This window comes from Microbacterium sp. CSI-V (genome assembly GCF_001984105.1).
Taxonomy (GTDB): domain Bacteria; phylum Actinomycetota; class Actinomycetes; order Actinomycetales; family Microbacteriaceae; genus Microbacterium.
Window position 1 is genome coordinate 612,878 of sequence record NZ_MTQM01000009.1, and the last position, 25,767, is coordinate 638,644.

Consider the following 25,767-nt stretch of genomic DNA (forward strand, 5'->3'; position numbering starts at 1 on the left):
CGCTTCTTTGCGTCGCCGATCGCGTCGTGACCGGTCACACGAGGATAACCGACGCGAACGCGGGGTCGCGGTCGCGGAGCCGACCCACGCCGGAGCCAGCGCGCCCGCTCGCTCGTTCGAGCCGACTCAGGATGCCAGGAGGGCGCGGTAGAAGCCGATGCCCCGCAGCCACACCTCGACGCGGATCCGCTCGTCGGGGGCGTGCAGCGCGTCGCGCTCCGCGCGCGTGAGGTGGAACGGGGTGAACCGGTAGACGTGGTCGGTGAGCCCGGCGTAGAACCGGCTGTCGCTCGCGCCGAGCTGCAGATAGGGCAGGGGGATCACGTCGTCGCCGAGGGTCTCCGCCACGGCCACTGCCAGGCGCCGCCACGCCGTCCCCTGCCACGGCGACACGGGAGACGGATCGCTGCCGTGCCGCAGCTCGATGTCGATGAGCGGATCGTCAATGGCGCGGCGCAGATGGATCGCGGCATCCGAGATCGTCTCGCCCGTGAGCAGTCGGACGTTCACCGTCGCGCGCGCCGTCGTCGCCAGGACGTTATCGCCCGCCGAGCCCTCGAGCCGCGTGACCACGGCGGTCGTGCGGACCAGAGCGTTCGTCTCGGGGCCGAGCAGGGCGAACGCCGCGGTCAGCACCGGTGCGGTCACCGCCGTGCGACGGAACACCGAGCGCACCGGTTCCGGCGCGTGGGCCGCGGCGCTGGCGAGCATCGCGCGCACCGGCGGGACGAGCCGGCGCGGGAACGGGCGCCGACGGACCCGGTCGATGGCGCGCGCCAGTCGGGCCGTGGCGGGGAACGACGGCGGCGTGGACGCGTGGCCGCCCGCCTCGCGCGCGATGAGCTCGAAGGTCGCACTGCCGCGCTCGGCGACGCCGATCATCGCGGTCGGCGCGCCGACGCCCGGCAGCGCCCCCTCCACCACGGCTCCGCCTTCGTCGAGCACCAGCGCCGGCCGGACGCCGCGCTCGGCGAGCAGCGCCGCGATCGCCCGGGCGCCCTCGCCGAGGGTCTCCTCGTCGTGCCCGAACGCCAGCCAGACATCGGCGCGCGGCACCACCCCCTCGGTCAGGGCCTGCTCGACCGCCTCCAGGATCGCCACCAGGGCGCCCTTGTCGTCGATCGCGCCGCGGGCGTAGAGCGTGGCATCCGTCCCCTCCCCCTCGACGACGGCACCGAAGGGGTCGCGCGTCCAGGGCTGGCCGGCCGTATCGACGACGTCCTGGTGCGCCAGGAGCAGCAGCGGGTCCAGGCTCGACACGCCCCGCCACCGGTAGAGCAGCGCGTGGCCCGCCACGATCTCCCGCTCCAGGTGCGCGTGGACGAGCGGATACAGACGCTCGAGCGCGGCGTGGAACTCGTCGAACCGCGCGGTGTCCGTGCGCGTCGGGTCGACGTACGACACGGTCGGGATGGCCAACAGCTCGCGGAAGCGCTCGACGGGCGTCATGACGCGAGCCTACGCGGACGGCATCCGTCACTCACGGTTCGCGTGGCGTCCGTCGTCGACCGGCACCCCTCGGGCGCCGATACGGTGGTCCCATGACCGGACTGCACTGGGGCATCCTCGCAACGGGCGGCATCGCGCACGCCTTCACCTCCGACCTCCGCACCGCGGGTCTCGACGTCGCCGCGGTCGGTTCCCGATCGATCGACAGCGCGCGGGCGTTCGCCGCGCAGTACGGCATCCCGCACGCCCACGGCTCGTACGAGGAACTCGTCGCCGACCCGAGCGTCGACATCGTCTACATCGCCACCCCGCACCCCGCCCACGTCGAGAACGCGCTGCTCGCCCTCGATCACGGCAAGCACGTCCTGGTCGAGAAGCCGTTCACGCTCAACGAGGCGGAGGCCGGCCGCATCCGCGATCGCGCCGCCGAGAAGGGCCTCCTCGCGATGGAGGCGATGTGGACGCGGTATCTGCCCCACATGGTCCGCATCCGCGAGATCCTCGCCGCCGGAACGCTGGGCGAGGTCCGCGTGGTCTCGGCCGACCACACCCAGAAGATCTCCACCGACCCGCAGCACCGACTCAACGCCCTCGAGCTCGGCGGCGGCGCCCTCCTCGACCTCGGCATCTACCCGGTCTCGTTCGCGGTGGACGTACTGGGCCTCCCCGAGCGCATCACCGCCTTCGCCCGGATCTCGGATGCCGGCAGCGACGCCGAGGTCGCCACGGTGTTCGTGCATCTCGGCGGCGCCGTCTCGACCACGGTGTCGTCGTCGCGCGGCGCGGGCGCGAACGTGGCGCAGATCGTCGGCACCGAGGCCCGGATCGAGATCGACCGCGTCTGGTACACGCCCACGACGTTCCGCGTCGTCGGCCCCGACGGCACGGTCATCGAGGAGTTCGACGGCGGCGTCGACGGTCGCGGCATGCAGTTCCAGGCGCTGGCCGCCGAGCGTCTCGTCGCCGAGGGCGCGACCTCGAGCGATGTCCAGCCGATCGACGAGACGGTCGCGATCATGGGTGTGCTCGACGAGGTCCGCCGACAGATCGGTGTGGTCTACCCCGGCGGACGCTGAGCGGGCTACCCGTCGCCCCGCCTCGCGGGAGAGACTGGACGCATGCCGGATCCTCAGAACGCCCGTGTCGCCGTCTACCTCGATTTCGACAACATCGTCATGTCCTGGTACGACCGCGTCCACGGACGCAACGCGTACTCGCGCGATCGGCAGAAGATCGCCGAGAACCCGATCGAGCCCGAGATCGCCGAGCGACTGACGAAGGCGACGATCGACGTCGGAGCGATCATCGATTACGCCGCCTCCTTCGGCACGCTCGTGCTGACCCGCGCGTACGCCGACTGGTCGGCCCCGGTGAACGCCGAATACCGCTCGCAGCTGGTCGCCCGCGCGGTCGACCTCGTGCAGTTGTTTCCCGCAGCGGCATACGCCAAGAACGGCGCCGACATCCGGCTCGCGGTGGATGCCGTCGAAGACATGTTCCGCCTCCCCGACCTGTCGCACGTGGTCATCGTCGCCGGCGACAGCGACTACGTCCCCCTCGCGCAGCGATGCAAGCGGCTCGGGCGGTACGTCGTCGGCGTGGGGGTCGCGGGCTCGACGGCGAAGTCGCTCGCCTCCGCGTGCGACCGGTTCGACAACTACGACGGGCTGCCCGGCATCCCGAAGCTGGCCGACACCAAGAAGGATGCCGCCCCCTCGCGGCCCCGCGCCCGCAAGCGGTCGCAGGACCCGGCGGTCAACCTGCTCGAGCGCGCGATGCAGCTCGAGGGCGAACGCGCGGACGGCGAGTGGCTGCACGCCTCGGCGGTCAAGGACCTCATGAAGCGCCTCGACCCGTCGTTCAGCGAGAAGGCCCTGGGGTTCCGCAGCTTCTCGGACTTCCTGAAGGCTCAGACCGACCAGGTCGAAGTCGACGAGGATTCCAACATCGTGCAGGTGCGCGCGGTCACCCGCGCGGCCTGACGGCGCGCGCGGGACTTCACTGACCCCCGGGCACGAGGTGCCGCGGTCGCCGGCGCGGCCCGGGGTCGCGTGTGGCGGAACCGCGCGGCGAGTCCCCAGCCGTGGCGACGGTCAGCGGCGCTCCGCCCCCGGTGCCACGTGCGCGAGGACGCTCGCCCACACCGCCGACAGGGTGATGTGGCCGTTGATGGTGTCGAGCTCGTCGGCGTCGATCACCTCGACCCGCGCCGACGGGATGCGCCGCGAGTACCACTCGGCGTCGTGCACGCCCGCCGGACCGTCCCCGCCGACCACCACGAGCGTGTCGGCGACGACGTCGTCGAGCAGAGGCGTGTGCAGGTCACGGCTCAGAGGATTGGTCGGGCTCTCCACGCCGACGATCGCGAGCCGGTCGACGACGGCACCCATCACCGCGGCGAGGTGCAGCGCGATCGGACCGGCCGACCGTTCGCCGACGAGCCCGACCGCCGTCCCGGGGATCTCGCGCTCGAGCAGCCCCCGCAGGGCGTCGAGCGTGAGCCCGGCCGGCGTCTGACCGCCGAACGCGGGCGGATCCTCCAGTTCGGGGGCGTCCAGACCCACGGCGACGATCCGCACGTCGAAACCCGACGTCACGCGCACATCGGGGTCGATGGTCGACACGTCACCGGTGCGCAGCACCACGACCGCCCGGGGTGCTCCGGGGGTTCCGAAGCTGCGGTACTCGAGCTCTCCGTCCAACCACGGCACACGGCTCATCGGGTCATCCTTCCGCGGGTTCGCCGTCGGTCTCGGCTCCGAGTCCGGACGGGGTGTCTTCCGGGTCTGACGCGGGCGAGCCGGTCGCGCCCGGAAGGAGCGAACGGAGCGTATCGATCGTGTCGGCCTCCGCCACCGGCTTGTCGGGGCGGTAGCCCTTCACGCGGGCGAAGCGCAGGGCGACCCCGCCGGGATATCGAGTCGACCGCTGCACGCCGTCGATCGCGATCTCGACCACCGTGTCGGGAGTCACCCGGATGCCACCGGGCACCACACCGATCTCGCGCTCGGCGAAATGCGCGGTCTGCCAGCCCAGCAGTTCGTCGGTGAGCCCCTTGAAGGTCTTGCCGACCATCACGAAGCCGCCGGGCTCGCCGAACACCCCGCGGGGGTCGAGCGCTCCGAGGTGCAGGTTCGAGAGCCAGCCCGAGCGGCGCCCCGACCCCCGCTCGACGCCGAGCACGACGAGGTCGAAGGTGTGCACGGGCTTGACCTTCAGCCAGCTCTTGCCGCGGCGCCCCGCCGTATACGGCGCGTCGACGCCCTTGACCATGACGCCCTCGTGACCCTCCCGCAGCGCCGCCCGGGAGAAGGCGTCGGCGGCATCCGGATCCTCGGTGACGATCGAGGGGATCCGCAGGTCGGGGGCGATCCGTTCGAGCTCGGCGCGTCGCTCCGACAGCGGCTCGTCGATCAGATCGCGCCCGTCGAGGTGGAGGAGGTCGAAGAACCACGGCCGGAGCGCGATCTCGCGGGCGGTCTCTGCCCCGAATCTCGCCATCGTGTCTTGGAACGGCCGCGGCGCGCCGTCGTCGTCGAGCGACAGCGTCTCGCCGTCGAGGATGACGTCGGTCACGGGGAGAGCCCGCACGACCTCGACGATCTCGGGCACCCGGTGCGTGACGTCGGCCAGGGTCCGCGTGAACACGCGCACGTCGGCCCCGTGACGATGCACCTGCACCCGCGCCCCGTCGAGCTTGTACTCGACCGAGGCGGGACCGGTGACCGCCAGCGCCTCCTGCACCGACGTCGCCGTGGAGGCGAGCATCGGCTGAACGCCGCGACCCACGACGAGTCCCACGGATGCCAGCTCCTCCGCCGATCCGGTGAGCGCCATCTCCGCCGTCGCGCCGAGGTCGCCCGACAGCATCGCCGCGCGGCGGACGACCGCGCCGTCGCGGTCGGACGCCCGGGCCACCGCGTCGAGGAGCACGCCCTCGAGCGCGCCCGTCCGCAGTTCGCCGGTCATGACGCGCACCAGGAGATCCCACTCGTCGGGGGTCGCCCGGCGCGACAGGTCGTCGAGGACCGCGATGCGCGCCGCCGCGGAACCGCTGCCGGAGATCGCGGCCAGCCGCGAGAACGCCGCGTCGACGTCGGCGACGGTGAGCTCGGAGGTCTCCGCGTGGTCGCCATCGCGCGCGACCAGCGTCCGCCAGCCGATGCCGAGACGGCCCTGTCGTGGTGCCGCGGTCAGCAATCCGATCGCGGGCAGGATCTCGTCGGGCGCCAGCCCGCGGAGCAGGTCGGCGAGGGCGTCGACCTTGACGAGCCGCGAGCGGGTGGCGGCCACGGTCGCCAGCGCGGTCTGCAGTTCACCGAGGAGCATGGGGGCATCCTGGCATCCCCCTCCGACATTCCCGGTCGGCTTGCGCGCGACGCGTCCGGCTGCCACCGAGGCGATCACGGCGACCCCTCCCCGCGGATCACACCCCGCGTCGCTCCGCAACCCCCACGAAGGCGACGGAGCCGTGGCGTGTGCTGGTCTCCTCCCCCAGGAACGAGGTCCCGTGAACGCTCCCGCCACCGCCGAACAGTCCGCCCGCACAGCCCGCGAGGCCTTCGGGTGGGACGCGCTGCTGCCGGGACAGGCCGAGGCGATCGACGCCGTCGTCGGCGGTCGCGACACCCTCGTCGTCTTCCCCACCGGCGCGGGGAAATCCGCGGTCTACCAGATCGCGGGATGCGAACTCGGCGGGGTCACGGTCGTCATCTCGCCGTTGCTCGCCCTCCAACGCGACCAGATCGCGTCGATCGACGCGGCACCCGACGCCCCCGCCGCCGTCGCGCTGAACTCGCGCACGGGAGCGCGCGGACGGGGAGCGGCCTGGGCCGCGATCGAGAGCGGCAAGCCGGTGTACGCGTTCCTCGCCCCGGAGCAGCTCGCCAACCCCGACGTCTTCGACCGTCTGAAACGCGCCGACGTGCGCCTGGTCGTCGTCGACGAAGCGCATTGCGTGTCGGCCTGGGGGTTCGACTTCCGCCCCGAGTACGCCCGTATCGGAGACGCCGTCGAGGCCCTCGGCCACCCTCCCGTCCTGGCGCTGACGGCGACGGCATCCGGTCCGGTCCGTGACGACATCGTCGCGAGCCTGGGCATGCGCGAGCCGCATCTCGAAGTGCGCGGCATGGACCGTCCGGAGATTCACCTGTCGGTTCGCCGGCACGAGCACGACGCCGACAAGCGTCGTGCGGTCCTCGACGAGGTCATGGATGCCGAAGGCCCCACGCTCCTCTACGTCGCGACCCGCAAGGAGACCGACGCGTACGCCGACGAACTCGTTTCCCGCGGGCGGCGCGCCGCGCCGTACCACGGAGGGATGGCGCAGAAGCGGCGCGACGAGGTGCACGCGGCGTGGAGCGCGGGCGAGCTGGACGTCGTCGTGGCGACCTCCGCGTTCGGGATGGGCGTCGACAAGGCCGACGTCCGGTGCGTCGTGCACGCCGATGTCACCGAGTCGCTCGACTCCTACGCCCAGGAGATCGGTCGCGCCGCTCGGGACGGACAGCCGGCGCGCGCCGTGCTGCACTACCGCGCCGAAGACTTCTCGCTGCGGTCGTTCTTCGCGGGGGGACACAGCCGCCGCTCCGACATCGCCGGGGTGTGGGACGTGCTCCGTCGAAGCGAGATCCCCCTGCGGGCGAAGGACGTCGCCGAGCAGAGCGGTCGCTCGACCCGTGCGATCGGCCGCGTCCTCACGCAGCTCGTCGCGAGCGGACTGGCGGAGTCCGGTCCCGACGGGATCTCCCCGACCTCCACCGCCTCCGCGGGGGACGCCGTGGCCGCCGTGCGGGAACGCGACGCGTCCGAGGAACGCATCCGCGCCTCGCGCATCGAGATCATGCGCGGGTACGCGGAGACCGTCCGCTGCCGCCGGCGTGCCCTGCTGGAGTACTTCGGCGTCGAGGCGGCCGAGCACTGCCGCACATGCGATCGGTGCGACGTCGTCGACGCCGCGCCCGTCCCGGCCGCGGACGCCGAGCCGGACGAGCTCCGGGTCGACTCCACCGTCGACCACCACGAGTGGGGATCGGGCACGGTGATGGCTGTCGAGGCCGACCGACTCACGGTGTTCTTCCCCGACCACGGCTACAAGGTGCTCGCCCGCGCCGCCTTCGACCGCGGCATCCTGGAGCTCGGCGACGCCGCGTAGCGGGTCGCCGCTCGGTCAGCGACCGTTTGGGGCGCATTTCGCGCTTTGGGGCGCGGTATACCCCGCCCCAAAGCGCGGATCACGCCCCAAACCCGCGACGCCCGGGGTCACTCGCGCGTCGACCACCACGCCCAGGCGATGAGCGGCACCTGCAGGAACAGTCGTACTAATCGCGCCCGGTCGGTGCTCAGGCCCGGCGCCGAACGACCGGTGCGCCACTGGTGCACGTTGCCGGGGAACACGGCGACGAAGAACGCCGCGACCGCGGCACCGATGCGCCGACGTTCCCGGGGCAGGGCGACCAGTCCGACGCCGAGCAGCACCTCGGCCGCCCCGGATGCCACCACGATCGCGTCCTTGTCGGTGTGCAGCACCCGCGTCGCCCAGTCCGGGACGACGATGCGGTATCCGCGACGCCCCCAGGTCACGTGGCTGACTCCCGCGGCGATGAGCAGGGCGGCCAGCGCACCGCGCGCGACGGAACGGACGGGGACACCTCGACGTCGTGGCATCCGGTCAGTCTGCCAGCCGCCGGGAACGACGGGGCCGCGTCAGAGCTGCGTCGGCCCCGTGCGCCGCACGAAGTCGATGTAGGCCTCCACGGTGTCGTCGGGGACGATGGCCCGCAGCACCACCTCGTCGACCGCGGCGGTGTACGCCTCGAGCGCCCCCGCGAGCTCGGTGACATCGCGGATCGTCGTGTCGGCGGCATCCACGCCCATCCGCGCGAAGTTCGCGGCGTAGTTCGGGAACGACGCGTACCGCGCGGTCTCGGCGTCGAGCCTGGCTCGGGCGGCGTCGACGATCGCCGTGCGCACGTACACCGCGACGTAGGCTCCGGGCCCGAGCGACTCGGCCTGGGCTGCGGCCTCGGTGGGAGGCACCCAGTTCAACAGCACGCCCTCGGCCTCGTCGGCACCGAGACGGCGCATCTTCGGCCCGAGTGCGCCGACGAGAACCCGCGGGATCCCCGCCCCGTGCAGCACCCCGATCGCCTCGCGCACGCGGGCGAGGGCACCCTGCTTCGCCATGCCCGAGCCGATGCCGAGGGTGAGCCGGTCCAGCGGGAGGGCGAGGGATGCCACCTCTTCGGCGATCTCGGTGGCGGGTCGACGATCCACGGGCACGACGCCCGTGGCCAGGCGGAGCGTCGACGTGACGCGGGCGGCCGCGGCGAGCGCCGCGAGTGCATCGCCGTCGGGGGTGTCGTTGATCCAGAGGGTGTGGAACCCCGCGGCCTCGACGGCGGGCGCGATCCCGGCGACGGCGTCGGGCCCGAGCGAGCCGGCGAGACCGATCGAGACGACTCCGCGGCTCACGAGACGCCCCCGGCGGCGGGCACCTCGACGGCGACCTGTCCAACGGCCGAGAAGAACACGTGCAGATCGACGTCGTCGGTCGGCAGCAGGACGACGTCGTCGACACCGGCGGCCTGGAAGCGCGCGACGCCCTCGGCGACGTCGCCGACGGATCCCGCGAGTGCCCGGTCGGCGGCATCCGGTCGGTCTTTCAGCACGGCGCCGACGCGCTCGGCCGCACCCGGCCCGAACGCGGTGAGGACGTAGGCCACGATGTCGGGACTGCCGTCGCGCCCCGCCTCGGCCCACCCGGCGCGGACGGTGCGGACGGCCTCGGCGATCTCATCGACCGTGTGCCGGCTGTCGAGGATGACGCCGTCGGCCACCGCCCCGGCGAGGTGCAGCGTCTTGGGCCCCTCGGCCGCGGCGTACACCCGGGGCGCGACCACCGGCGGCCAGTCGAGCGCCACGTCGCGCAGCCGCACGTACCGGCCTTCGGCGCTGACGGTGTCGCCGGCCAGGAGCCCGCGGAGGGCCGGCAGCTGCTCCTGCATGAGGGTCAGCGGCGAGGCGGCCTTCGCCCCGACCTGCCGCATCCAGTCCTGCACGCCGTGGCCGAAGCCGGGCAGCAGCCGCCCGGGGAACATGCGCTCGATCGTGGCGACCTCCATCGCGGAGGCGGCCACGTTGCGCAGCGGGAACGGCGCGATGCCCACGCCCACGCGCAGGTGGTCGGTGGCGGCGAGCGCGGCGGTCGCGGCGGCCCACGCCGACGACCGGAAGCAGTCCTCCCACAGCCACAGCTCGGGCACCCCCTCGCCCTCGGCGACCCGCGCGGCCTCGCGCAGTTCCTCGGGCGGGTGCGGGTAGGGGCTGAAGATCGTGCCGATACGACTCATGCCCCTACTCTGCCGTGCCCCACCGACATGCGGGAGGGATGCCACGGCATCCGCCACACCTCCTGCGCACCGGCGTCAGGCCGGACGAAACGGCGCCGGCCGCAGCGGCGCGCAGGAGTCGTGCACGTCCCACGCCGCTCCGAAACGACGAAGGCCCCCGGAACCCGAGGGTTCCGAGGGCCTGACACCAGCCTCACGCCGCGAGCGCCTCCACGGCGGCCCGCACGACGAAGCCGGATGCCGTGGCATCCACGGTCACCGCTCCCCCGTCGGCCAGGTCACCCGCGACGAACAGGTCGGCGATGCGGTCGTCGATCTCGCGCTGGATGACCCGGCGCAGCGGCCGCGCGCCGTACTCGGGCTCGTACCCGACGTCGGCGAGCCGGTCGACGGCGGCATCCGTCACCTCGATGGTGACTTCGCGCGACGCGAGCCGCTTCGACGTGCGCTCCAGCAACAGCCGGACGATGTCGCGCAGCTGCGCCTTCTCGAGCTTGCGGAACATCACGATGTCGTCGATGCGGTTGAGGAACTCGGGCCGCATCGCCTCGCGGAGCTTTCCCATGACCCGGTCGCGCAGGTCGTCGTCGGCGAAGTCGCGTCCGGCCGTGGTGAACCCGATGGCTCCCGAACGGGATGCCAGGTACTCGCTGCCGAGGTTCGACGTCATCACGATGACGGTGTTGCGGAAGTCGACCGTGCGCCCCTGGCCGTCGGTCAGGCGTCCGTCGTCGAGCACCTGCAGCAGCAGCGTGAAGACGTCGGGGTGGGCCTTCTCGATCTCATCGAACAGCACGACCGAGTACGGGTTCCGGCGTACGCGCTCGGTGAGCTGTCCGGCCTCGTCGTAGCCGACGTATCCCGGAGGGGCGCCGATGAGGCGCGACACGGTGTGGCGCTCGCCGAACTCGCTCATGTCGAAACGGATGACCGCTGCGTCGTCGTCGAACAGCGAGCCGGCCAGGGCCTTCGCCAGTTCGGTCTTGCCGACACCGGTGGGTCCGAGGAACAGGAACGACCCGACCGGTCGGTTCTCGTCGCCCATCCCGGTGCGGTTGCGGCGCACGGCCTTGGCGACCGCGTTGACCGCGGCATCCTGTCCGATCACTCGGGCGTGCAGCTCGGTCTCGAGCTCGGCGAGACGTCCGCGCTCACCGGCGGTCAGACGCGACACGGGGATGCCGGTCGACCGGCTGATCACCGCGGCGATTTCGGGCTCGTCGACCACCGCGTCGGGCCGCGGGCCGGACGTCGCGGACGCCAACCGCTCCTGCACGGCGGCGATCTCGTCGCGGATGCGCGAGGCCTCCTCGTAGTGCTCGGCCGAGACTGCGGCGTTCTTGTCGGCCTCGAGCGTCGCCAGACGCTCCACCAGTGCGGTGGTGTCGACGGTGACGCCGAGACGCAGGCGCAGCCGGGCACCGGCCTGGTCGATGAGATCGATGGCCTTGTCGGGCAGCACGCGATCGGGCAGGTAGCGGTCGCCCAGCTCCACCGCGGCGCGGAGGGCCGCGTCCGTGTACGTCACGGCGTGGTGCTCCTCGTACGCGGAGCGCAGACCCCGCAGGATCTCGACGGCATCCGTGATCGACGGCTCGCCGACGCGCACGGGCTGGAGGCGCCGTTCGAGGGCGGGGTCCTTCTCGATCGTGCGGTACTCCTTCAGGGTCGTGGCACCGATGAGGTGCAGCTCGCCCCGGGCGAGGCGCGGCTTCAGGATGTTCCCGGCATCCATCGCGCCCTCTCCCCCGGCGCCGGCGCCCACGATCGTGTGGACCTCGTCGATGAAGACGACGAGCGCGCCGGACTGCGCGGCGATCTCGTCCATCGTCTGCGTCAGACGCTCTTCGAAGTCGCCGCGGTAGCGGGCACCGGCGAGCATCGCGGCCAGGTCGATCGAGACCACGCGCGTCTCGCGGAGCTGCTCAGGCACCTCTCCGGCGACGATGGCACGGGCGAGCCCCTCGACGACGGCGGTCTTGCCGACGCCGGCCTCACCGATCAGCACGGGGTTGTTCTTCGTGCGGCGGCTGAGGATCTCGATGGTCTGCTCGATCTCGTCGGCGCGTCCGATGACCGGGTCGAGGCGCCCCGACGCGGCGAGCGCGGTGAGGTCGGTGCCGAAGCGGTCGAGGTTGGGGGTCGTGGATGCCGTCTCCTCCCGCGCCGCGGTCTGCTCGCCGCCGACGACGGTCTCGCGCACGCCCTGGGTCAGGGCCTCGGCGGTGACGCCGGCCTGCGCGAGGATCTGACCGGCGGGGGCGTCCTGCGCCAGCACCAGCGCGAAGAAGAGGTGGTCGGGGTCGACGTACGTGGATCCCGCGGCCCGGGCCACCTGGAAGGCGTGGAACAGCGCGCGCTGGACCGATCCCGCCACGACGGCGCCGTCGACGTCGGCGGCGGGACCGGCGGCCGGCAGACGGCTCTCGGCGGCGCGGGCGATCGCGGCGGGGTCGGCACCGAGTCGAGCGACGGCTTCGCGCGCGGGCGACTGCCCGACGAGCACGTGCAGGACGTGCAGAGCGTCGAGCTCGTGCTGACCGCGGGCGAGCGCGTAGCGACCGGCGTCCTGGAGCGCCTCTTGCGTGCGGGCGCTCAGGAACCGGCTGAGGTCGATCGAACGCTCGGCGCGCGCCCGCTCACCGGCGAGGTAGCGCGCGAGGAACTCGTCGAACGACTGGGCGCCGTTGTCCCCGGCGCCGGGGGTGACATCTTCGGGCAATTCCGTCTCCTGTGATACGTGAGTGGAGTCGACTCAAGTTTCTTACTTGAGTGGCTGCGTATCAAGTTCAACGGAGGGGCTCCGAGGATATTCCCGGCTCGCGCTCCCTAGGCGCGAAGCCGCGGATCCGGCTCGTTCCACAGCTCCACGGTCTGCAGCAACCAGAAGACCGCGAACAGCACGAGCGCCAGCGACTCCCCCAGGAACACCCAGGGCACGGGACGCGTGACATCCCCTCCCCCGATCGCCCGCACGAGCGTCGCCGCGAGCCCGACGAGGGCGATCAGGATGCCGAGCGCCACCGCCGCGTACGCGGGGCGGAAGCGCTCCGGCGCGCGTTGCGGCCGCCACGCCGCGATCGCGGCCACCGCGCCGATGAGGAGGAAGAAGCCCACCGCGGCGGTGTTGTGCGCGAAGAGGAGGAACGCTCCGGGTGCGACGAACGCCCACGTCCCGAGCCCCAGGACCACGACCCCCACCGCCGCCGCGGTGAGGGCGACCCCGCGCGAGATCGTCCCCTGCACGATCGACAGCACCACACCCGCGACCACCCCGACCAGAACCACGGATGCCACGCTCACGCCGTTGTTGAGCACGGCGGGGAGGACCGCGGGCGGGACGCACCGCACGGCCTCCCCACACGCCTCGGCCTCCACGGTCGTGGGGACGACCGCGATCACGAGCGCCAGGACCGCGGCGACGTCGAGCAGCCCCTGTTCGACGCTGTGCCCCGAGAGCGCGACGAACGCCGTCGCCACCACGAAGAGCCCCGCCACGAACATCGGTCCCGCCGGGGTGTAATACGCCGCGCTGAGCGACGGCAACGACCCGGCCGTGATCCCCTCCACCGTGACCGCGACGGCCAGGAGCAGCGTCGCCGCGAGGATCGTCAGGCGCACGTACCGGTAGGTGCGCTGCGTCGAGGTGGTGCGGATGCGCATGCGCACATCTTGACAGCGGCCTCCGACGTTCCCCGGGACCTCTGCGAGAATGCCCGGATGCGCGAGTTCCTCCACGGCGCCCGGATGCTCCTCCGCGGCCTCGGCCAGTGGCGCCGCTCCCCCGGCGCGATGGCGCTCGGCCTCATCCCCGGCTTCCTCGTCGGCCTCGTCTTCGGTGCGGCGCTCGTCGGCTGGGGCATCCTCCTCGGGGAGGTCGTGGACGACTGGACACCCTTCGCGAACACCTGGGATCCGCTGTGGGCCACCGTCCTTCGCACCGCGATCGCCGTCGCCTCCTTCGGGGCGGCCGCGTTCCTCGCGATCGTGTCGTTCACCGCCGTCACCCTCGCGGTCGGCGAACCCTTCTACGACCGCATCTGGCGCGCCACCGAGCTCACCGCCACCGGCCGGGTCCCGGATGCCGACTACGGCTTCTGGCGCGCCGCCGGAGACGCGGTGCGCCTCATCGTGCGCGGCGCGTTCGCGGCGCTCGCCGCGTGGCTCCTCGGCCTCATCCCCTTCGTCGGCGGGGTCCTCGGGTTCGTCGTCGGCGTGCTGCTCACCGGCTGGCTCCTCGCCGACGAGCTGACTTCCCGCGCCCTCTCCGCCCGGGGGTTGGATCGCCGGGCACGCCGGGCGGTGCTGCGCGAGAACCGCGCGCGGGCCCTCGGCTTCGGCGTGGCGACGCAGCTGTGCTTCCTCGTCCCGCTCGGCGCCGTCGCCGTGATGCCGGCCGCGGTCGCCGGCAGCACGCTCTGGACGCACGCGGCGCTCCGCGAGACGCCGGCCGCGGCGCACCGGACGCCCGACGCGGCACGATAGCCTGGAGCGACCGAAGGGATCCCCTATGTTCATCGTCTCGCTCATCCTGTTCATCGGCGGCATGCTGCTGTTCGGTCTGTCGTTCTCGACCGCCGTCCCCGCGCTCGTCTTCGCCCTCGGCATCCTGCTGGTCGCCGCGTCGCTGGCGCTGCCCTTCCACTTCGGCACCCGGTAATCGCCGCCCACGCCGCCTCGGCGCCCTTCTCTCTCGACGACCTGCGCCGCTGGCCCGACCTCGAGGGTCCGGATCTGGTGGCGGTGGATGCCGCCGACCGCCTGATCCTCGACGAATCCGCCGCCGCGCGGGCGGACGTTTCCGACGGCGGGCTCGTCGTCATCGACGACGCGTACGGCGCCCTCACCCTCGCCGCAGCCGCGGCCGGGGCGCGTGGCATCCGGGTCCATCAGGACGCCCTGACCGGTGAGCAGGCCCTGTCCGCCAACGCCGACCGCGCCGGGCTCGACGGAACCTTCACGCACCACGACCTGGATGCCGAGCTCGTCCGCGACGCGCGCGTCGTCCTGCTCCGTCTCCCCCGCGCCCTGCGCGCGCTCCACGACATCGCCGGGCTCATCGCCGCGCACGCGAACCCCGACGTCCTGGTGTTCGCCGGCGGGCGGCTGAAGTACATGACGCCCACGATGAACGACGTGCTGCGCGAGCACTTCACGCGCGTCGACGTCACGCACGCGCGGCAGAAGTCGCGCGTGCTGGTCGCCCGCGGTCCGCACGACGGCATCGACCCGCAGCCGGAGCCCGCGACCGTCGACGGCCTCGAGGTGCGCGCCTTCGGCGGCGTCTTCGCCGGTGCGTCGATCGACATCGGCACGCGTCTTCTCCTGGCCCACCTCCCCGACCCGGTCGACGGCGCGATCGACTTCGCCTGCGGCACGGGAGTCGTGGCCGCGGCGTGGGCGCTGCGGCATCCGTCGGTCCGGGTCATCGCCACGGATCAGTCCGCGGTCGCGGTGGCGTCCGCCCGCGCGACAGCCGCGGCCAACGGGGTCGCCGACCGGGTCGAGGTCGTGCGCGACGACCTGCTCGCTTCGCGGCCGGACGCGAGCGCGTCGCTCATCGCGCTGAACCCGCCGTTCCACACCGGAGGGGCGATCACCGAGGGCGTCGCACCGCGGATGTTCGCCGACGCGGCGCGCGTGCTCGCGCCCGGCGGAGAGCTGTGGGTCGTGTGGAACTCCGCACTGCAGTACCGTCCCGCACTCGAGCGCCTGGTCGGCCCGACGCGTCAGGTCGCGCGCGACCGCAAGTTCACGGTCACGGTCTCGACGCGGCGCTGACCCTCACGCCTCTCGTCCCACTTGAGGCGGCGCGCGTCCCACAAATCGTCGGTATTGACAGCCCAGAACCGCCGAAGCTGGGACACGGTCCCACCGCCGCAGCACCTCAGCGGCGCCCGCGACACCCCTCGTCCCACTTCCGACGGCGCGCGTCCCACAAACCGTCGGTCTCCGCAGCCCAGAACCGCCGAAACTGGGACACGGTCCCACCGCCGCAGCACCTCAGCGGCGCCCGCGACACCCCTCGTCCCACTTCCGACGGCGCGCGTCCCACAAACCGTCGGTCTCCGCAGCCCAGAACCGCCGAAACTGGGACACGGTCCGGCAGCAGCCGGCAGCATCAGCCACTGCCGCCGCGACAATCCTCAGCCCTTGCCACCCGGCGGGCCGACGACCAGCAGCACCACGAAGATCAGCGCGACGACGACCGCGATCAGGATGCCGAGCACCCACGGCCGCCGCAGGAAGAACCGCAGCAACCGGTCGAGAGGCCGCTGGTCGCGCGGGTCGTCGCCCGCGTCGAGCCGCCACGCTCCGCGAAGCCGTCCGGTGCGGTGCAGCCACAGCTCGGTCGGCACGGTGGCGTACGGGATCACGGCGCTGACGATCGCGACAGCCGCCGGCCCGACACCCCAACGCTGATTCAGCGCGACGAGCACCGCGGTCGCCCCGTACGCGAGGAAGACGAACCCGTGGATGCCACCCCCGATCGTCACCGCGATCGACAGGTCGGCGGTGGCGCGGAGGATGAGCCCCGCGATCAGCAGGGTCCACGAGATCGCCTCGGCGATCGCGAGCGTGCGAAACAGGGTCAGGGGCGTGCGGAACACGTCTCTCCTCGTTCGGGTGCGGGGCTTCCCACCCTACGGAAACGCCCCGGCGCCGACCCGCCGCACTGTTCGACGTCGAGGCAGCCCGCGCTCACTCGACCGGTTCGTCGTCGTGGTCCAGCGTCGGATCGGACTTCTCGCCCTGGGCCGCGGTGGACGTGTCGGGCTCGGGGCCGGGATCGATAGGTGGCATGTCGCGGTCGGCATCCATGGCTCCACCCCACCACAGCGGCGGACGGATGCCAGGGCCTTGACCTCCGCCCCCGCCGCGTAGGCTGGTCGGGTGGCGGAATCCCGGGGACGCGTGTGGACCGGAGTCATCCGCATCGGCCCGCATCGCGGGGATCATCGCGTCGCCGCCCGTGCCGCCCTGAGCGTCGGCGTCCCCCTGCTGGTGCTGCTGCTCATCGGCCGGCTGGACCTCAGCGTCTACGCCTCGTTCGGGGCCTTCGCGGCGCTGTACGGGCGCCTCGACCCGCCGCGGACGCGTGTGCGGATGCAGGCCACCGCGGGCGGCGTCCTCGTGCTCTCGATGCTGCTCGGCACGCTGCTGTCGGCCGTGTCGGCTCCTCCGCTCGCGAGCGTGGTCGTCGTCGCCGTGCTCGCCGCGGCGGTGACGCTGTTCGCGTACCGGGCGCAGTGGCATCCGCCCGGTGCGCTCTTCACGGTGTTCGCCGCGGGAGCGTGCGCGAGCTTCCCGGCGACGGTCGCGACGTTCGCCTTGGTGCTGCTGGTCGGCGTGAGCAGCGTGCTCTGGAGCCTGCTCGTGACGACGGCGTTCGTGCTCGCGCGACGCGGGTCGTGGCGGCGCCCGAAGCGCACCTCCCCGCCGATCGGCGCCGTCGCGTGGGAGATGACCGCGACGGTCGGAGTGGCTGCGCTCCTCGCCGGGATCGCGGGCGTCCTGCTCATCGGGACGCACTGGTACTGGGCGATGGTCGGCGCGGTGGCCGCGGTCGGCGGCGCCCACGTGACCGCGCGGCTCATCCGCGGAACCCAGCGGCTCGTCGGCACCCTCGTCGGCGTCCTGATCGCCGCGGGCCTGCTCGCGCTGCAGCTGCCCCCGTGGGCGATCCTCGTCGTGGCCGTGGCGATGCAAGTGGGCGCCGAGCTGTTCGTCGGCCGCAACTACGGCATCGCGATGGTGTTCATCACACCGCTCGCGCTCCTGATGATCTCGCTCGCCTCCCCCGCCACGCCCGACATGTTGCTGCGCGACCGCGTGCTCGAGACCGTGATCGGCGTGGCGGTCGGCACGATCGTCGCGATCGTCTCGGCCGCGCTGCGGCGTCGCTCGACCGCCTGACCCCGAAGGAGACCCGGATGCCGGGACCCACCCCCGTCGCCCTGACCGTCGTCGGCGCGATCAACGTCGACCTCACCGCGCGCGTTCAGCGTGCACCCGGCCCCGGCGAGACCGTTGCCGACGGGGTCCTCCAGCGCGGACCCGGCGGCAAGGGCGCGAACCAGGCCGTCGCGGCCGCGCGCCTCGGAGCCGAGGTGCGCCTGGTGGGCGCCGTGGGCGACGACCTCGACGGGCGCGGTGTGCGCGAGCAGCTGGCATCCGTCGGTGTCGACGCGTCGACCGTGCAGACGTCCGACGCCGCCACGGGCACCGCGCTGATCGTCGTGGATGCCACCGGCGAGAACTCGATCGTCGTGTGCGCGGGCGCGAACGCCGCGATCGACGCCGACGCCCTCGGGATCGAGCCCGGTTCCGCCGTCCTCGCGCAGTTGGAGGTGTCGGATGCGGTGATCTCCGCCGCCGCGGAGGTCGCCGGGTTCTTCGCCCTCAACGCCGCTCCCGCTCGTCCGCTCCCCGAAGGCGTGCTCGAGCGGGCCGACCTGGTGATCGTGAACGAGACGGAGTACGCCCAGCTCCCCGAGGTGCACGACGCTCCCCTGCTGTGCGTGACGCTCGGAGCCGAGGGCGCGCGGCTGTACCGGCACGGCGACCTCGTGGCATCCGCACCGGGGGTGTCGACGACCGTCCGCAACACCGTGGGCGCCGGCGACGCGTTCTGCGCGGCCTTGGTCGTCGGTCTGCTGCGCGGCGACGCCCCGTCGGACGCCCTCTCGCGGGCATGCGCGGTCGGCTCTGCCGCCGTCGCGGACGACGCGTCGCAACCCGCCCTCGAGACCCTCGACGCGTACGGGGTGTCCGGGTGAGCCGCCGCCCGATCCTCGTCGATTGCGACACCGGCATCGACGACGCCCTCGCCCTCGCCTACCTGCTGGCCGAGCCCGCGGTCGAGATCGTGGGCGTCACGACGGTCTCCGGGAACACGGATGCCTCCCGCGGCGCCGCCAACACTCTGACGCTGTTCGATCTCGCCGGGGTCCACGACATCCCCGTCGCCGTCGGGGCGCACCACTTCCGCGGGCGCGACTACGCCGGCGGCGCGCCGCACGTGCACGGCGAGGACGGCGTCGGCGGGATCGCGTGGGGCTCGGCCGAGCGCTCCCCCGATACTCGCGCCGCCGTCGAGCTCATCGACCACCTCGCCGCACGGTATCCGGACCTCACCGTCCTGGCCCTCGGTCCGCTCACGAACCTCGCCGCGTACGCCGAGACGCCCGGCGTCGCCGCGTTCGATCGGCTCGTCGTCATGGGCGGCGCGTTCGGCCACTCGGGCAACGTGACGGCGTGGGCGGAGGCGAACATCCACAACGACCCCGAGTCCGCCGCGGTCGTCTTCGCCCAGGACTGGGACACCACCCTCGTCCCCCTCGACGTCACGATGACCCAGACCCTGGATGCCACCGACCTCGTGCGCCTCGAAGCGATCCCGGGCGCCGTCCCCCGAGCGCTGGCCATGATGCTGCCGGCTTACCTCGACTTCTACGAGGGCCGCGTCTTCCCCGACCGCCGCTGCGCGCTGCACGATCCGCTGGCGGCGATGGTCGCGGCGGGCGTGCTGCGCGGTGTGAGTGTCGCCGCGGGGCAGGTGGAGGTGCGGCTCGCAGGCGGCGAGCGGGGACGCACCGTGTCATCGCGCGCGTCCACGACGCAGCGGTGGGTGCGCGGCATGGAGGGCTCTGCAGTGGAGGTGCTGCTGGGGCGGCTCGAGGCGCGGGAGTGGCCCGGCTGAGCCGACCGTTGCGCGTTTCCGCCTCACAGCGCCATGATGTCCTCGTTCGCAGGAACTCCAACGGGGGAGGAACCATGGCAGGCAAGTACGAGCTGTACACCGACAAGGCGGGCAAGTACCGCTTCCGGCTGAAGGCCTCGAACGGACAGGTCATCGCGTCGAGCGAGGCCTACGAGTCGAAGGCATCTGCGCAGAACGGCATCGCCTCGGTGAAGGCGAATGCCGATTCGGAGACGGTCGATCTGACCTGAGCGTCGATACGACGAAGGGCCCCGTGCGATCGCTCGCGCGGGGCCCTCGGTCATGACCGGATCAGAAGTCCCAGTCGTCGTCCTCGGTCGCCTCGGCCTTGCCGATGACGTACGACGAACCCGACCCCGAGAAGAAGTCGTGGTTCTCGTCGGCGTTGGGCGACAGGGCCGACAGGATCGCCGGGTTCACGTTCGTCACCGACGCCGGGAACATCGCCTCGTAGCCGAGGTTCATCAGCGCCTTGTTGGCGTTGTAGTGGAGGAACTTCTTCACGTCCTCGCTGAGGCCCACCGAGTCGTACAGGCTCTGCGTGTAGTGCACCTCGTTGTCGTACAGCTCGTACAGCAGCGAGAACGTGTAGTCCTTGATCTCGTCGCGACGGGCCTGGTCGACCTGCTCCAGACCGCGCTGGAACTTGTAGCCGATGTAGTAGCCGTGCACGGCCTCGTCACGGATGATGAGGCGGATCAGGTCGGCGGTGTTGGTGAGCTTCGCGCGGCTCGACCAGTGCATCGGCAGGTAGAAGCCCGAGTAGAACAGGAACGACTCCAGGAGCGTGGAGGCGACCTTGCGCTTGAGCGGGTCGTCGCCACGGTAGTAGTCCATGACGATGTGCGCCTTCTTCTGAAGGAACTCGTTCTCGGTCGACCAGCGGAACGCCTCGTCGATCTCCTTCGTCGAGCACAGCGTCGAGAAGATCGACGAGTAGCTCTTGGCGTGCACCGACTCCATGAACGCGATGTTGGTGTACACCGCCTCCTCGTGGGGCGTGATCGCGTCGGGGATGAGCGAGACGGCGCCCACGGTGCCCTGGATCGTGTCGAGCAGCGTCAGGCCGGTGAAGACCCGCATCGTCAGCGTCTGCTCTTCGGGCGTCAGCGTGTTCCACGACTGGATGTCGTTGGACAGCGGCACCTTCTCGGGCAGCCAGAAGTTGTTGACGAGACGGTTCCAGACCTCGAGGTCCTTCTCGTCCTGGATGCGGTTCCAGTTGATGGCCTGAACGTGGTTCAGCAGCTGCAGCTTCTCAGCCATGGTGTCCTCAATAAGAAATCGTGATCAGCGGATCAGAGCATGCACGAGACACACTCGGTCATGTCGGTGCCCTCGAGCGCCAGCTGACGGAGGCGGATGTAGTAGATCGTCTTGATGCCCTTCTTCCACGCGTAGATCTGGGCCTTGTTGATGTCGCGGGTGGTGACGGTGTCCTTGAAGAACAGCGTCAGCGACAGGCCCTGGTCCACGTGCTGCGTGGCGGCGGCGTACGTGTCGATGACCTTCTCGTAGCCGATCTCGTAGGCATCCTGGTAGTACTCCAGGTTGTCGTTCGTCATGAACGGCGCCGGGTAGTAGACGCGACCGAGCTTGCCTTCCTTGCGGATCTCGATCTTCGACGCGATCGGGTGGATCGAGCTCGTCGAGTTGTTGATGTACGAGATCGAGCCGGTCGGCGGCACGGCCTGGAGGTTCTGGTTGTAGATGCCGTGCTGCTGGACGGATGCCTTCAGCTCGCGCCAGTCGTCCTGCGTGGGGATCTGCACGCCGGCGAAGAGCTCCTTCGTCTTGGCCGTCTGCGGCTCCCACACCTGGTCGGTGTACTTGTCGAAGAACTCCCCCGACGCGTAGGTCGAGTTCTCGAAGCCGTCGAAGGCCGTGCCGCGCTCGATCGCGAGGCGGTTCGAGGCCCGCAGCGCGTGGAAGAGCACCGTGTAGAAGTAGATGTTCGTGAAGTCGATGCCCTCTTCGGAGCCGTAGTGGACGTGCTCGCGAGCGAGGTAGCCGTGCAGGTTCATCTGACCGAGGCCGATGGCGTGCGAACGGTCGTTGCCGTCTTCGATCGAGCGCACCGAGGCGATGTGACTCTGGACGCTGACGGCGGTGAGGGCGCGGATCGCCGTCTCGACCGTGAGGCCCAGGTCGCCGCCGTCCATCGCCAGGGCGATGTTCATCGAGCCGAGGTTGCAGCTGATGTCCTTGCCGATGGTGTCGTACGAGAGGTCCTCGTTGTACGTGGTCGGGGTGTTGACCTGGAGGATCTCCGAGCACAGGTTCGACATGTTGATGCGACCGGCGATGGGGTTCGCCTTGTTCACCGTGTCCTCGAACATGATGTACGGGTAGCCCGACTCGAACTGGATCTCGGCGAGGGTCTGGAAGAACTCGCGCGCATTGATCTTCGTCTTCTTGATGCGCGGGTCGTCGACCATCTCGCGGTACTTCTCGGTGACCGAGATGTCGCCGAACGGCTTGCCGTAGACCTTCTCGACGTCGTACGGCGAGAAGAGGTACATGTCCTCGCCGTTCTTGGCGAGCTCGAATGTGACGTCGGGGATGACGACACCGAGCGACAGCGTCTTGATGCGGATCTTCTCGTCGGCGTTCTCACGCTTGGTGTCGAGGAAGCGCAGGATGTCGGGGTGGTGCGCGTTGAGGTACACCGCGCCGGCGCCCTGGCGCGCGCCGAGCTGGTTGGCGTAGCTGAAGCTGTCTTCGAGGAGCTTCATCACGGGGATGATGCCGGAGGACTGGTTCTCGATCTGCTTGATCGGCGCACCCGCCTCGCGGATGTTCGACAGCAGCAGCGCGACGCCACCGCCGCGCTTGGAGAGCTGGAGGGCGGAGTTGATGCCGCGGGCGATCGACTCCATGTTGTCTTCGATGCGCAGCAGGAAGCACGACACGAGCTCGCCGCGCTGGGCCTTGCCGGCGTTGAGGAACGTCGGGGTCGCGGGCTGGAAACGACCGGAGATGATCTCGTCGACGAGCTGGACCGCGAGGCGCTGGTCACCGTCGGCGAGGGCGAGGGCGGTCATGACGACGCGGTCCTCGAAGCGCTCGAGGTAACGCTTGCCGTCGAAGGTCTTCAGCGTGTAGCTCGTGTAGTACTTGAACGCGCCGAGGAAGGTCTCGAAGCGAAACTTCGCCCCGTAGGCACGGTCGTTGAGCTCCTGGATGAAGTCCATGGAGTACTTCGCGAGCACGGTGGGCTCGTAGTACTCCTTCTCGACGAGGTAGTCGAGACGCTCCTTCAGGGAGTGGAAGAAGACGGTGTTCTGGTTGACGTGCTGCAGGAAGTACTCCCGCGCAGCGCGCTTGTCGGCGTCGAACTGGATCTTCCCGTCGGCGTCGTACAGGTTCAGCATCGCGTTCAAGGCGTGGTAATCCAGCCCCTCGAAACGCACCTCGGTCTTGAAGTCCACGTCGCTCAGCCCTACTTCCACCACTGTTCCAATCCTTCGGTGACGTGCTCGACGTCTTCTGGTGTGCCGAATACTTCGATGCGATACAAGTGCGGCACGGAGCACTTGCGGCTGATGACGTCTCCGGCGAGGCAGAACGCGTCGCCGAAATTGGTGTTGCCCGCGGAGATGACCCCGCGGATGTGACGTCGGTTGCGCTCCTCATTGAGGAAGCGGATGACTTGCTTGGGAACGGCGCCCTTCTCGACACCGCGGCCCACGCCCCCTCCGTAGGTGGGGGTGACCAGCACGAAGGGTTCGTCGACGTGGAGCGGCGGGTCGGTCGGTCGCAGGGGGATGCGGAGTGCCCGCTTGCCGAGCTTCTCGATGAAACGTGCGGTGTTGCCCGACACGCTCGAGAAGTAGACGAGCAGCGGAGCCTCGGTCTCCGACAGGACAGCGCTCATGAGAACCCTCTGAGCCCGTCGGGGATCAGGCCAGGCGCGAAGCCAGCTCGTCGATCTTGTCGGGACGGAAGCCCGACCAGTGGTCCTCGTCGGTGATGACGACGGGGGCCTGCAGGTAGCCCAGCGACTTGACCTGCTCGAGGGCCGCGGGGTCTTCGGTGACGTCGAGCACGTTGTACTCGATGCCCTTCGAGTCGAGTGCGCGGTACGTCGCGTTGCACTGGACGCAGGAAGGCTTGGTGTAGACCGTGATCGCCATTTCGTTCTCTCTCTCCCCTGGAAAATCTTCGTCCGGTCGCTCGGGGCGGGCCGGGAGCTCAATACTACATATGGGGACGGACATCGGGGGGAACCACAAGGGGTAGTAGTTACACGGATGTGATTTTCCACCGCTCTCCCCATGTACAACACAGGTTGTCCACCATTTCATCCACAGGGAACGCACCGATTTCGACCTCGTCGACGCCCGTCGTTCCGCGGATCTCGCGCCTCCTTCCGGCATCCATCCACAGCTCGGACGCTAGACGGGGGTTCCGACATCGCACAGGGGGTGGATATCTCACTTCGGCGTGTCGCGGCGTGTCGCTCGCAGGTGGATCGCATCGCCCGCTCGCCGTGTCGGAGGCACCCGGTACCGTGGTGCAGTGGCCGGCTACCGCGTACTCCTCAGAACCCCGGGCGTGGGGCGCATCATCGCCGCTCAGCTGACGGCTCGCTTCCCCAACGGCATGATCAGCCTCGCCGTGCTCCTGCACATCGAGCACGTCACCGGCTCCTACGGCGCCGCGGGTCTCGTGCTCGCCGCGACGAGCGTCGGCCAGGCGGTCGCCGGGCCGGTCACGAGCCGGTGGATGGGCCGCTGGGGCATGCGCCGCGTCCTCACGGTCACGCTCGTCTTCTGCGCGGCCGCGATCGCCGCGATGGCACTGCTCGTCGTGCCGCTCCCGGTGTACATGGCCCTCGGCCTGATCGGCGGACTCTCCACTCCCCCGGTGCAGTCGGCCGTCCGCACCATCTACCCCAAGATGGTCCCGTCGTCGCAGCTGACCCCGCTCTACTCGCTCGACGCGTCGCTGCAGGAGATCATCTGGGTGCTCGCGCCCGTGATCATCACGCTCGTGGGCACCCAGGTGGGCACCGTCCCGGCGCTGCTGCTGATCGTCGTGATCCTCCTCGGCGGCGGTGCGTGGTTCATCCTCAGTCCCGAGGTGGGCCGCGTCCGCATCCCGCGGAGCCGCCGTGCCCTCGGCACGGTGCTCCGCAAGCCGCCGGTGATCCTCGCCACGGCGACCGGTTTCCTGTTGGTCGGCGCGTGCGCGGCGGTGGAGGCGGGCGTCGTCGCGACCTTCAACCACGGCGGTCTCGAGGCGGGCCTCATCCTCGCGGTCTTCGCCGTCGGCAGTCTCGCGGGTGGCCTCTCCTTCGGGCACATCCCCATCGGCCGGTGGGCCATGGCGCGGCGCTTCGCGATCGTCACGGTCGGCCTCACCCTCACGATCGTGTCGCTCAACGCGTGGTGGCTGGGGGCGACGCTCCTCGTCGCCGGCGCCGGCATCGCCCCTGCCCTGGCCGTGATGTTCGCCATGACCTCGGCCAGCGTGCGCTTCAGCGAGACCGCCGAGGCCTACGGCTGGATCGGCACGGGGCAGCTGATCGGCGCGGCGGCCGGTTCCGCCGTCGCGGGATTCCTGGTCGACGGCGTCGGGCCGCAGGGCGCGTACATCGCCGCCGCCGGATTCGCCGCCACAGGACTCGTGGTGTCGGTGCTGTTCGTCCGCGGCTTCCCCGACCTGCGCCATCGCGACGCGAGCCCGATCCCCGACACCGAACCGGTGCACACGATCACCTGACGCTCGCCCCGCACGCGGCGCGCCGGGCACGACGCGTCAGAGCGCGCCGACGCAGGATGCGTACGACGCGTCAGTGCAACCGGCGCAGCAGCTCCAGCACGGCGAGCGCGTAGGCGTCGGCGGGCTCGGGGTGATCGAAGACAAGCGTCGACCCGCCCACCGAGATCTCGACCTCGTGCGTGTCGGACAGGCGCCGCAGTGACCGGAACGATGACCTCAGCATCTCGCGCAGCTGCGCCTCGGACGGCAGCCACAGTGCATCCTCGGTCGCCACGGAGTCCAGCGCCCACTCGGTCGTGCCGTTGAACGCCAGGATCCGCCCCGTCGGGTACTCCCGCGGCTCCACCGTCATCTCGCTCACGGTGAAGATGTCCGCCTCGAACTCCGGCTCATTCAACTGGAACCGATCGCCCGAGCGCGGATGCCACACCAACCCGGCCTCGCGCAGAGCCAGGGCCATCTCGGTGGAGATCATGGCATCCATTCTGGGGGCGCGCGGGGCGCGCAGGGGCACGG

25 protein-coding genes are annotated in these 25,767 nt (G+C 71.0%); 11 read left to right on the plus strand and 14 right to left on the minus strand.

What is annotated here, in order from left to right:
- Window positions 1–126: 126 nt before the first annotated feature.
- Window positions 127–1,449, minus strand: a complete 1,323-nt coding sequence (locus CSIV_RS13690) for a M20/M25/M40 family metallo-hydrolase (RefSeq protein ID WP_077051921.1) — start codon at window positions 1,447–1,449, stop codon at window positions 127–129.
- Between the two features lie 92 nt (window positions 1,450–1,541).
- Between CSIV_RS13690 and CSIV_RS13695 the strand changes: the two genes are divergently transcribed.
- Window positions 1,542–2,525, plus strand: a complete 984-nt coding sequence (locus tag CSIV_RS13695) for a Gfo/Idh/MocA family protein (protein WP_077051922.1) — start codon at window positions 1,542–1,544, stop codon at window positions 2,523–2,525.
- 42 nt (window positions 2,526–2,567) lie between these two features.
- Window positions 2,568–3,431, plus strand: coding sequence for an NYN domain-containing protein (locus CSIV_RS13700; RefSeq protein ID WP_077051923.1), 864 nt, complete (start codon window positions 2,568–2,570; stop codon window positions 3,429–3,431).
- Between the two features lie 111 nt (window positions 3,432–3,542).
- Here the strand turns inward: CSIV_RS13700 and CSIV_RS13705 are convergent, their stop codons facing one another.
- Both CSIV_RS13705 and CSIV_RS13710 read right to left on the minus strand, forming a co-directional pair.
- On the minus strand, window positions 3,543–4,169 hold the full coding sequence (locus CSIV_RS13705) for a hypothetical protein (RefSeq protein WP_077051924.1): 627 nt from the start codon (window positions 4,167–4,169) through the stop codon (window positions 3,543–3,545).
- A gap of 4 nt (window positions 4,170–4,173) precedes the next feature.
- Window positions 4,174–5,778, minus strand: coding sequence for an ATP-dependent DNA ligase (locus CSIV_RS13710; RefSeq protein WP_077051925.1), 1,605 nt, complete (start codon window positions 5,776–5,778; stop codon window positions 4,174–4,176).
- A gap of 181 nt (window positions 5,779–5,959) precedes the next feature.
- Between CSIV_RS13710 and CSIV_RS13715 the strand changes: the two genes are divergently transcribed.
- On the plus strand, window positions 5,960–7,603 hold the full coding sequence (locus CSIV_RS13715; RefSeq protein WP_077051926.1) for a RecQ family ATP-dependent DNA helicase: 1,644 nt from the start codon (window positions 5,960–5,962) through the stop codon (window positions 7,601–7,603).
- Between the two features lie 107 nt (window positions 7,604–7,710).
- Here the strand turns inward: CSIV_RS13715 and CSIV_RS13720 are convergent, their stop codons facing one another.
- The 5 genes from CSIV_RS13720 to CSIV_RS13740 all read right to left on the minus strand — a co-directional run bounded on the left by CSIV_RS13720 (window position 7,711) and on the right by CSIV_RS13740 (window position 13,463).
- Complete coding sequence (locus CSIV_RS13720) at window positions 7,711–8,115, minus strand: DoxX family protein (RefSeq protein ID WP_077051927.1); 405 nt, start codon at window positions 8,113–8,115, stop codon at window positions 7,711–7,713.
- A 39-nt stretch (window positions 8,116–8,154) separates the two neighbouring features.
- Window positions 8,155–8,922 (minus strand): LLM class flavin-dependent oxidoreductase, encoded by a 768-nt coding sequence (locus CSIV_RS13725; RefSeq protein WP_077051928.1) that lies wholly within the window; start codon window positions 8,920–8,922, stop codon window positions 8,155–8,157.
- Entirely contained in the window at window positions 8,919–9,800 is an 882-nt protein-coding gene (locus tag CSIV_RS13730; RefSeq protein ID WP_077051929.1) for an LLM class flavin-dependent oxidoreductase, read from the minus strand. Before CSIV_RS13730 ends, CSIV_RS13725 begins: the two co-directional genes overlap by 4 nt.
- 193 nt (window positions 9,801–9,993) lie before the next feature.
- Entirely contained in the window at window positions 9,994–12,522 is a 2,529-nt protein-coding gene (locus CSIV_RS13735; protein WP_077051930.1) for an ATP-dependent Clp protease ATP-binding subunit, read from the minus strand.
- Between the two features lie 107 nt (window positions 12,523–12,629).
- The gene (locus tag CSIV_RS13740; RefSeq protein ID WP_077051931.1) at window positions 12,630–13,463 is read right to left on the minus strand and encodes a hypothetical protein; all 834 of its coding nucleotides are present in this window, start codon (window positions 13,461–13,463) and stop codon (window positions 12,630–12,632) included.
- A gap of 57 nt (window positions 13,464–13,520) precedes the next feature.
- Between CSIV_RS13740 and CSIV_RS13745 the strand changes: the two genes are divergently transcribed.
- From CSIV_RS13745 to CSIV_RS13750, 3 genes are read left to right on the plus strand one after another with little or no spacing between them, the layout of a single operon-like run.
- Entirely contained in the window at window positions 13,521–14,285 is a 765-nt protein-coding gene (locus tag CSIV_RS13745; protein WP_077051932.1) for an EI24 domain-containing protein, read from the plus strand.
- A 25-nt stretch (window positions 14,286–14,310) separates the two neighbouring features.
- Complete coding sequence (locus tag CSIV_RS18445; protein ID WP_175627619.1) at window positions 14,311–14,460, plus strand: hypothetical protein; 150 nt, start codon at window positions 14,311–14,313, stop codon at window positions 14,458–14,460.
- Window positions 14,460–15,581, plus strand: a complete 1,122-nt coding sequence (locus tag CSIV_RS13750) for a class I SAM-dependent methyltransferase (protein ID WP_077051933.1) — start codon at window positions 14,460–14,462, stop codon at window positions 15,579–15,581. Before CSIV_RS18445 ends, CSIV_RS13750 begins: the two co-directional genes overlap by 1 nt.
- 365 nt (window positions 15,582–15,946) lie before the next feature.
- On the opposite strand, the gene CSIV_RS13755 is transcribed toward CSIV_RS13750, so the two are convergent.
- Window positions 15,947–16,411 (minus strand): DUF3817 domain-containing protein, encoded by a 465-nt coding sequence (locus tag CSIV_RS13755; protein WP_077051934.1) that lies wholly within the window; start codon window positions 16,409–16,411, stop codon window positions 15,947–15,949.
- Window positions 16,412–16,694: 283 nt separating this feature from the next.
- On the opposite strand from CSIV_RS13755, the gene CSIV_RS13760 reads away from it, so the two are divergent.
- The 4 genes from CSIV_RS13760 (at window position 16,695) to CSIV_RS13775 (ending at window position 19,754) form a co-directional block, all read left to right on the plus strand.
- Window positions 16,695–17,717, plus strand: a complete 1,023-nt coding sequence (locus CSIV_RS13760) for an FUSC family protein (RefSeq protein WP_077051935.1) — start codon at window positions 16,695–16,697, stop codon at window positions 17,715–17,717.
- Between the two features lie 17 nt (window positions 17,718–17,734).
- Entirely contained in the window at window positions 17,735–18,580 is an 846-nt protein-coding gene (locus CSIV_RS13765; RefSeq protein ID WP_077051936.1) for a ribokinase, read from the plus strand.
- A complete protein-coding gene (locus tag CSIV_RS13770; RefSeq protein WP_077051937.1) occupies window positions 18,577–19,503 on the plus strand; it encodes a nucleoside hydrolase in 927 nt (308 codons plus the stop codon). The genes CSIV_RS13765 and CSIV_RS13770 overlap by 4 nt, the downstream gene beginning before the upstream one ends.
- Before the next feature lie 74 nt (window positions 19,504–19,577).
- Window positions 19,578–19,754, plus strand: coding sequence for a YegP family protein (locus tag CSIV_RS13775; RefSeq protein WP_077051938.1), 177 nt, complete (start codon window positions 19,578–19,580; stop codon window positions 19,752–19,754).
- A gap of 61 nt (window positions 19,755–19,815) precedes the next feature.
- Here the strand turns inward: CSIV_RS13775 and nrdF are convergent, their stop codons facing one another.
- From nrdF to nrdH, 4 genes are read right to left on the minus strand one after another with little or no spacing between them, the layout of a single operon-like run.
- Window positions 19,816–20,790, minus strand: a complete 975-nt coding sequence (nrdF, locus tag CSIV_RS13780) for a class 1b ribonucleoside-diphosphate reductase subunit beta (protein WP_077051939.1) — start codon at window positions 20,788–20,790, stop codon at window positions 19,816–19,818.
- A 32-nt stretch (window positions 20,791–20,822) separates the two neighbouring features.
- Complete coding sequence (gene nrdE / locus CSIV_RS13785) at window positions 20,823–22,955, minus strand: class 1b ribonucleoside-diphosphate reductase subunit alpha (RefSeq protein WP_175627644.1); 2,133 nt, start codon at window positions 22,953–22,955, stop codon at window positions 20,823–20,825.
- Between the two features lie 11 nt (window positions 22,956–22,966).
- The gene (gene nrdI, locus CSIV_RS13790; RefSeq protein ID WP_077051941.1) at window positions 22,967–23,401 is read right to left on the minus strand and encodes a class Ib ribonucleoside-diphosphate reductase assembly flavoprotein NrdI; all 435 of its coding nucleotides are present in this window, start codon (window positions 23,399–23,401) and stop codon (window positions 22,967–22,969) included.
- 25 nt (window positions 23,402–23,426) lie between these two features.
- Window positions 23,427–23,660 (minus strand): glutaredoxin-like protein NrdH, encoded by a 234-nt coding sequence (nrdH, locus tag CSIV_RS13795; protein ID WP_022878810.1) that lies wholly within the window; start codon window positions 23,658–23,660, stop codon window positions 23,427–23,429.
- A 385-nt stretch (window positions 23,661–24,045) separates the two neighbouring features.
- Here nrdH and CSIV_RS13800 point away from each other — a divergent pair, with 385 nt between their 5' ends.
- A complete protein-coding gene (locus CSIV_RS13800) occupies window positions 24,046–25,251 on the plus strand; it encodes an MFS transporter (RefSeq protein ID WP_077051942.1) in 1,206 nt (401 codons plus the stop codon).
- 70 nt (window positions 25,252–25,321) lie between these two features.
- On the opposite strand, the gene CSIV_RS13805 is transcribed toward CSIV_RS13800, so the two are convergent.
- The gene (locus tag CSIV_RS13805) at window positions 25,322–25,726 is read right to left on the minus strand and encodes a pilus assembly protein CpaE (RefSeq protein WP_077051943.1); all 405 of its coding nucleotides are present in this window, start codon (window positions 25,724–25,726) and stop codon (window positions 25,322–25,324) included.
- Window positions 25,727–25,767: the final 41 nt, after the last annotated feature.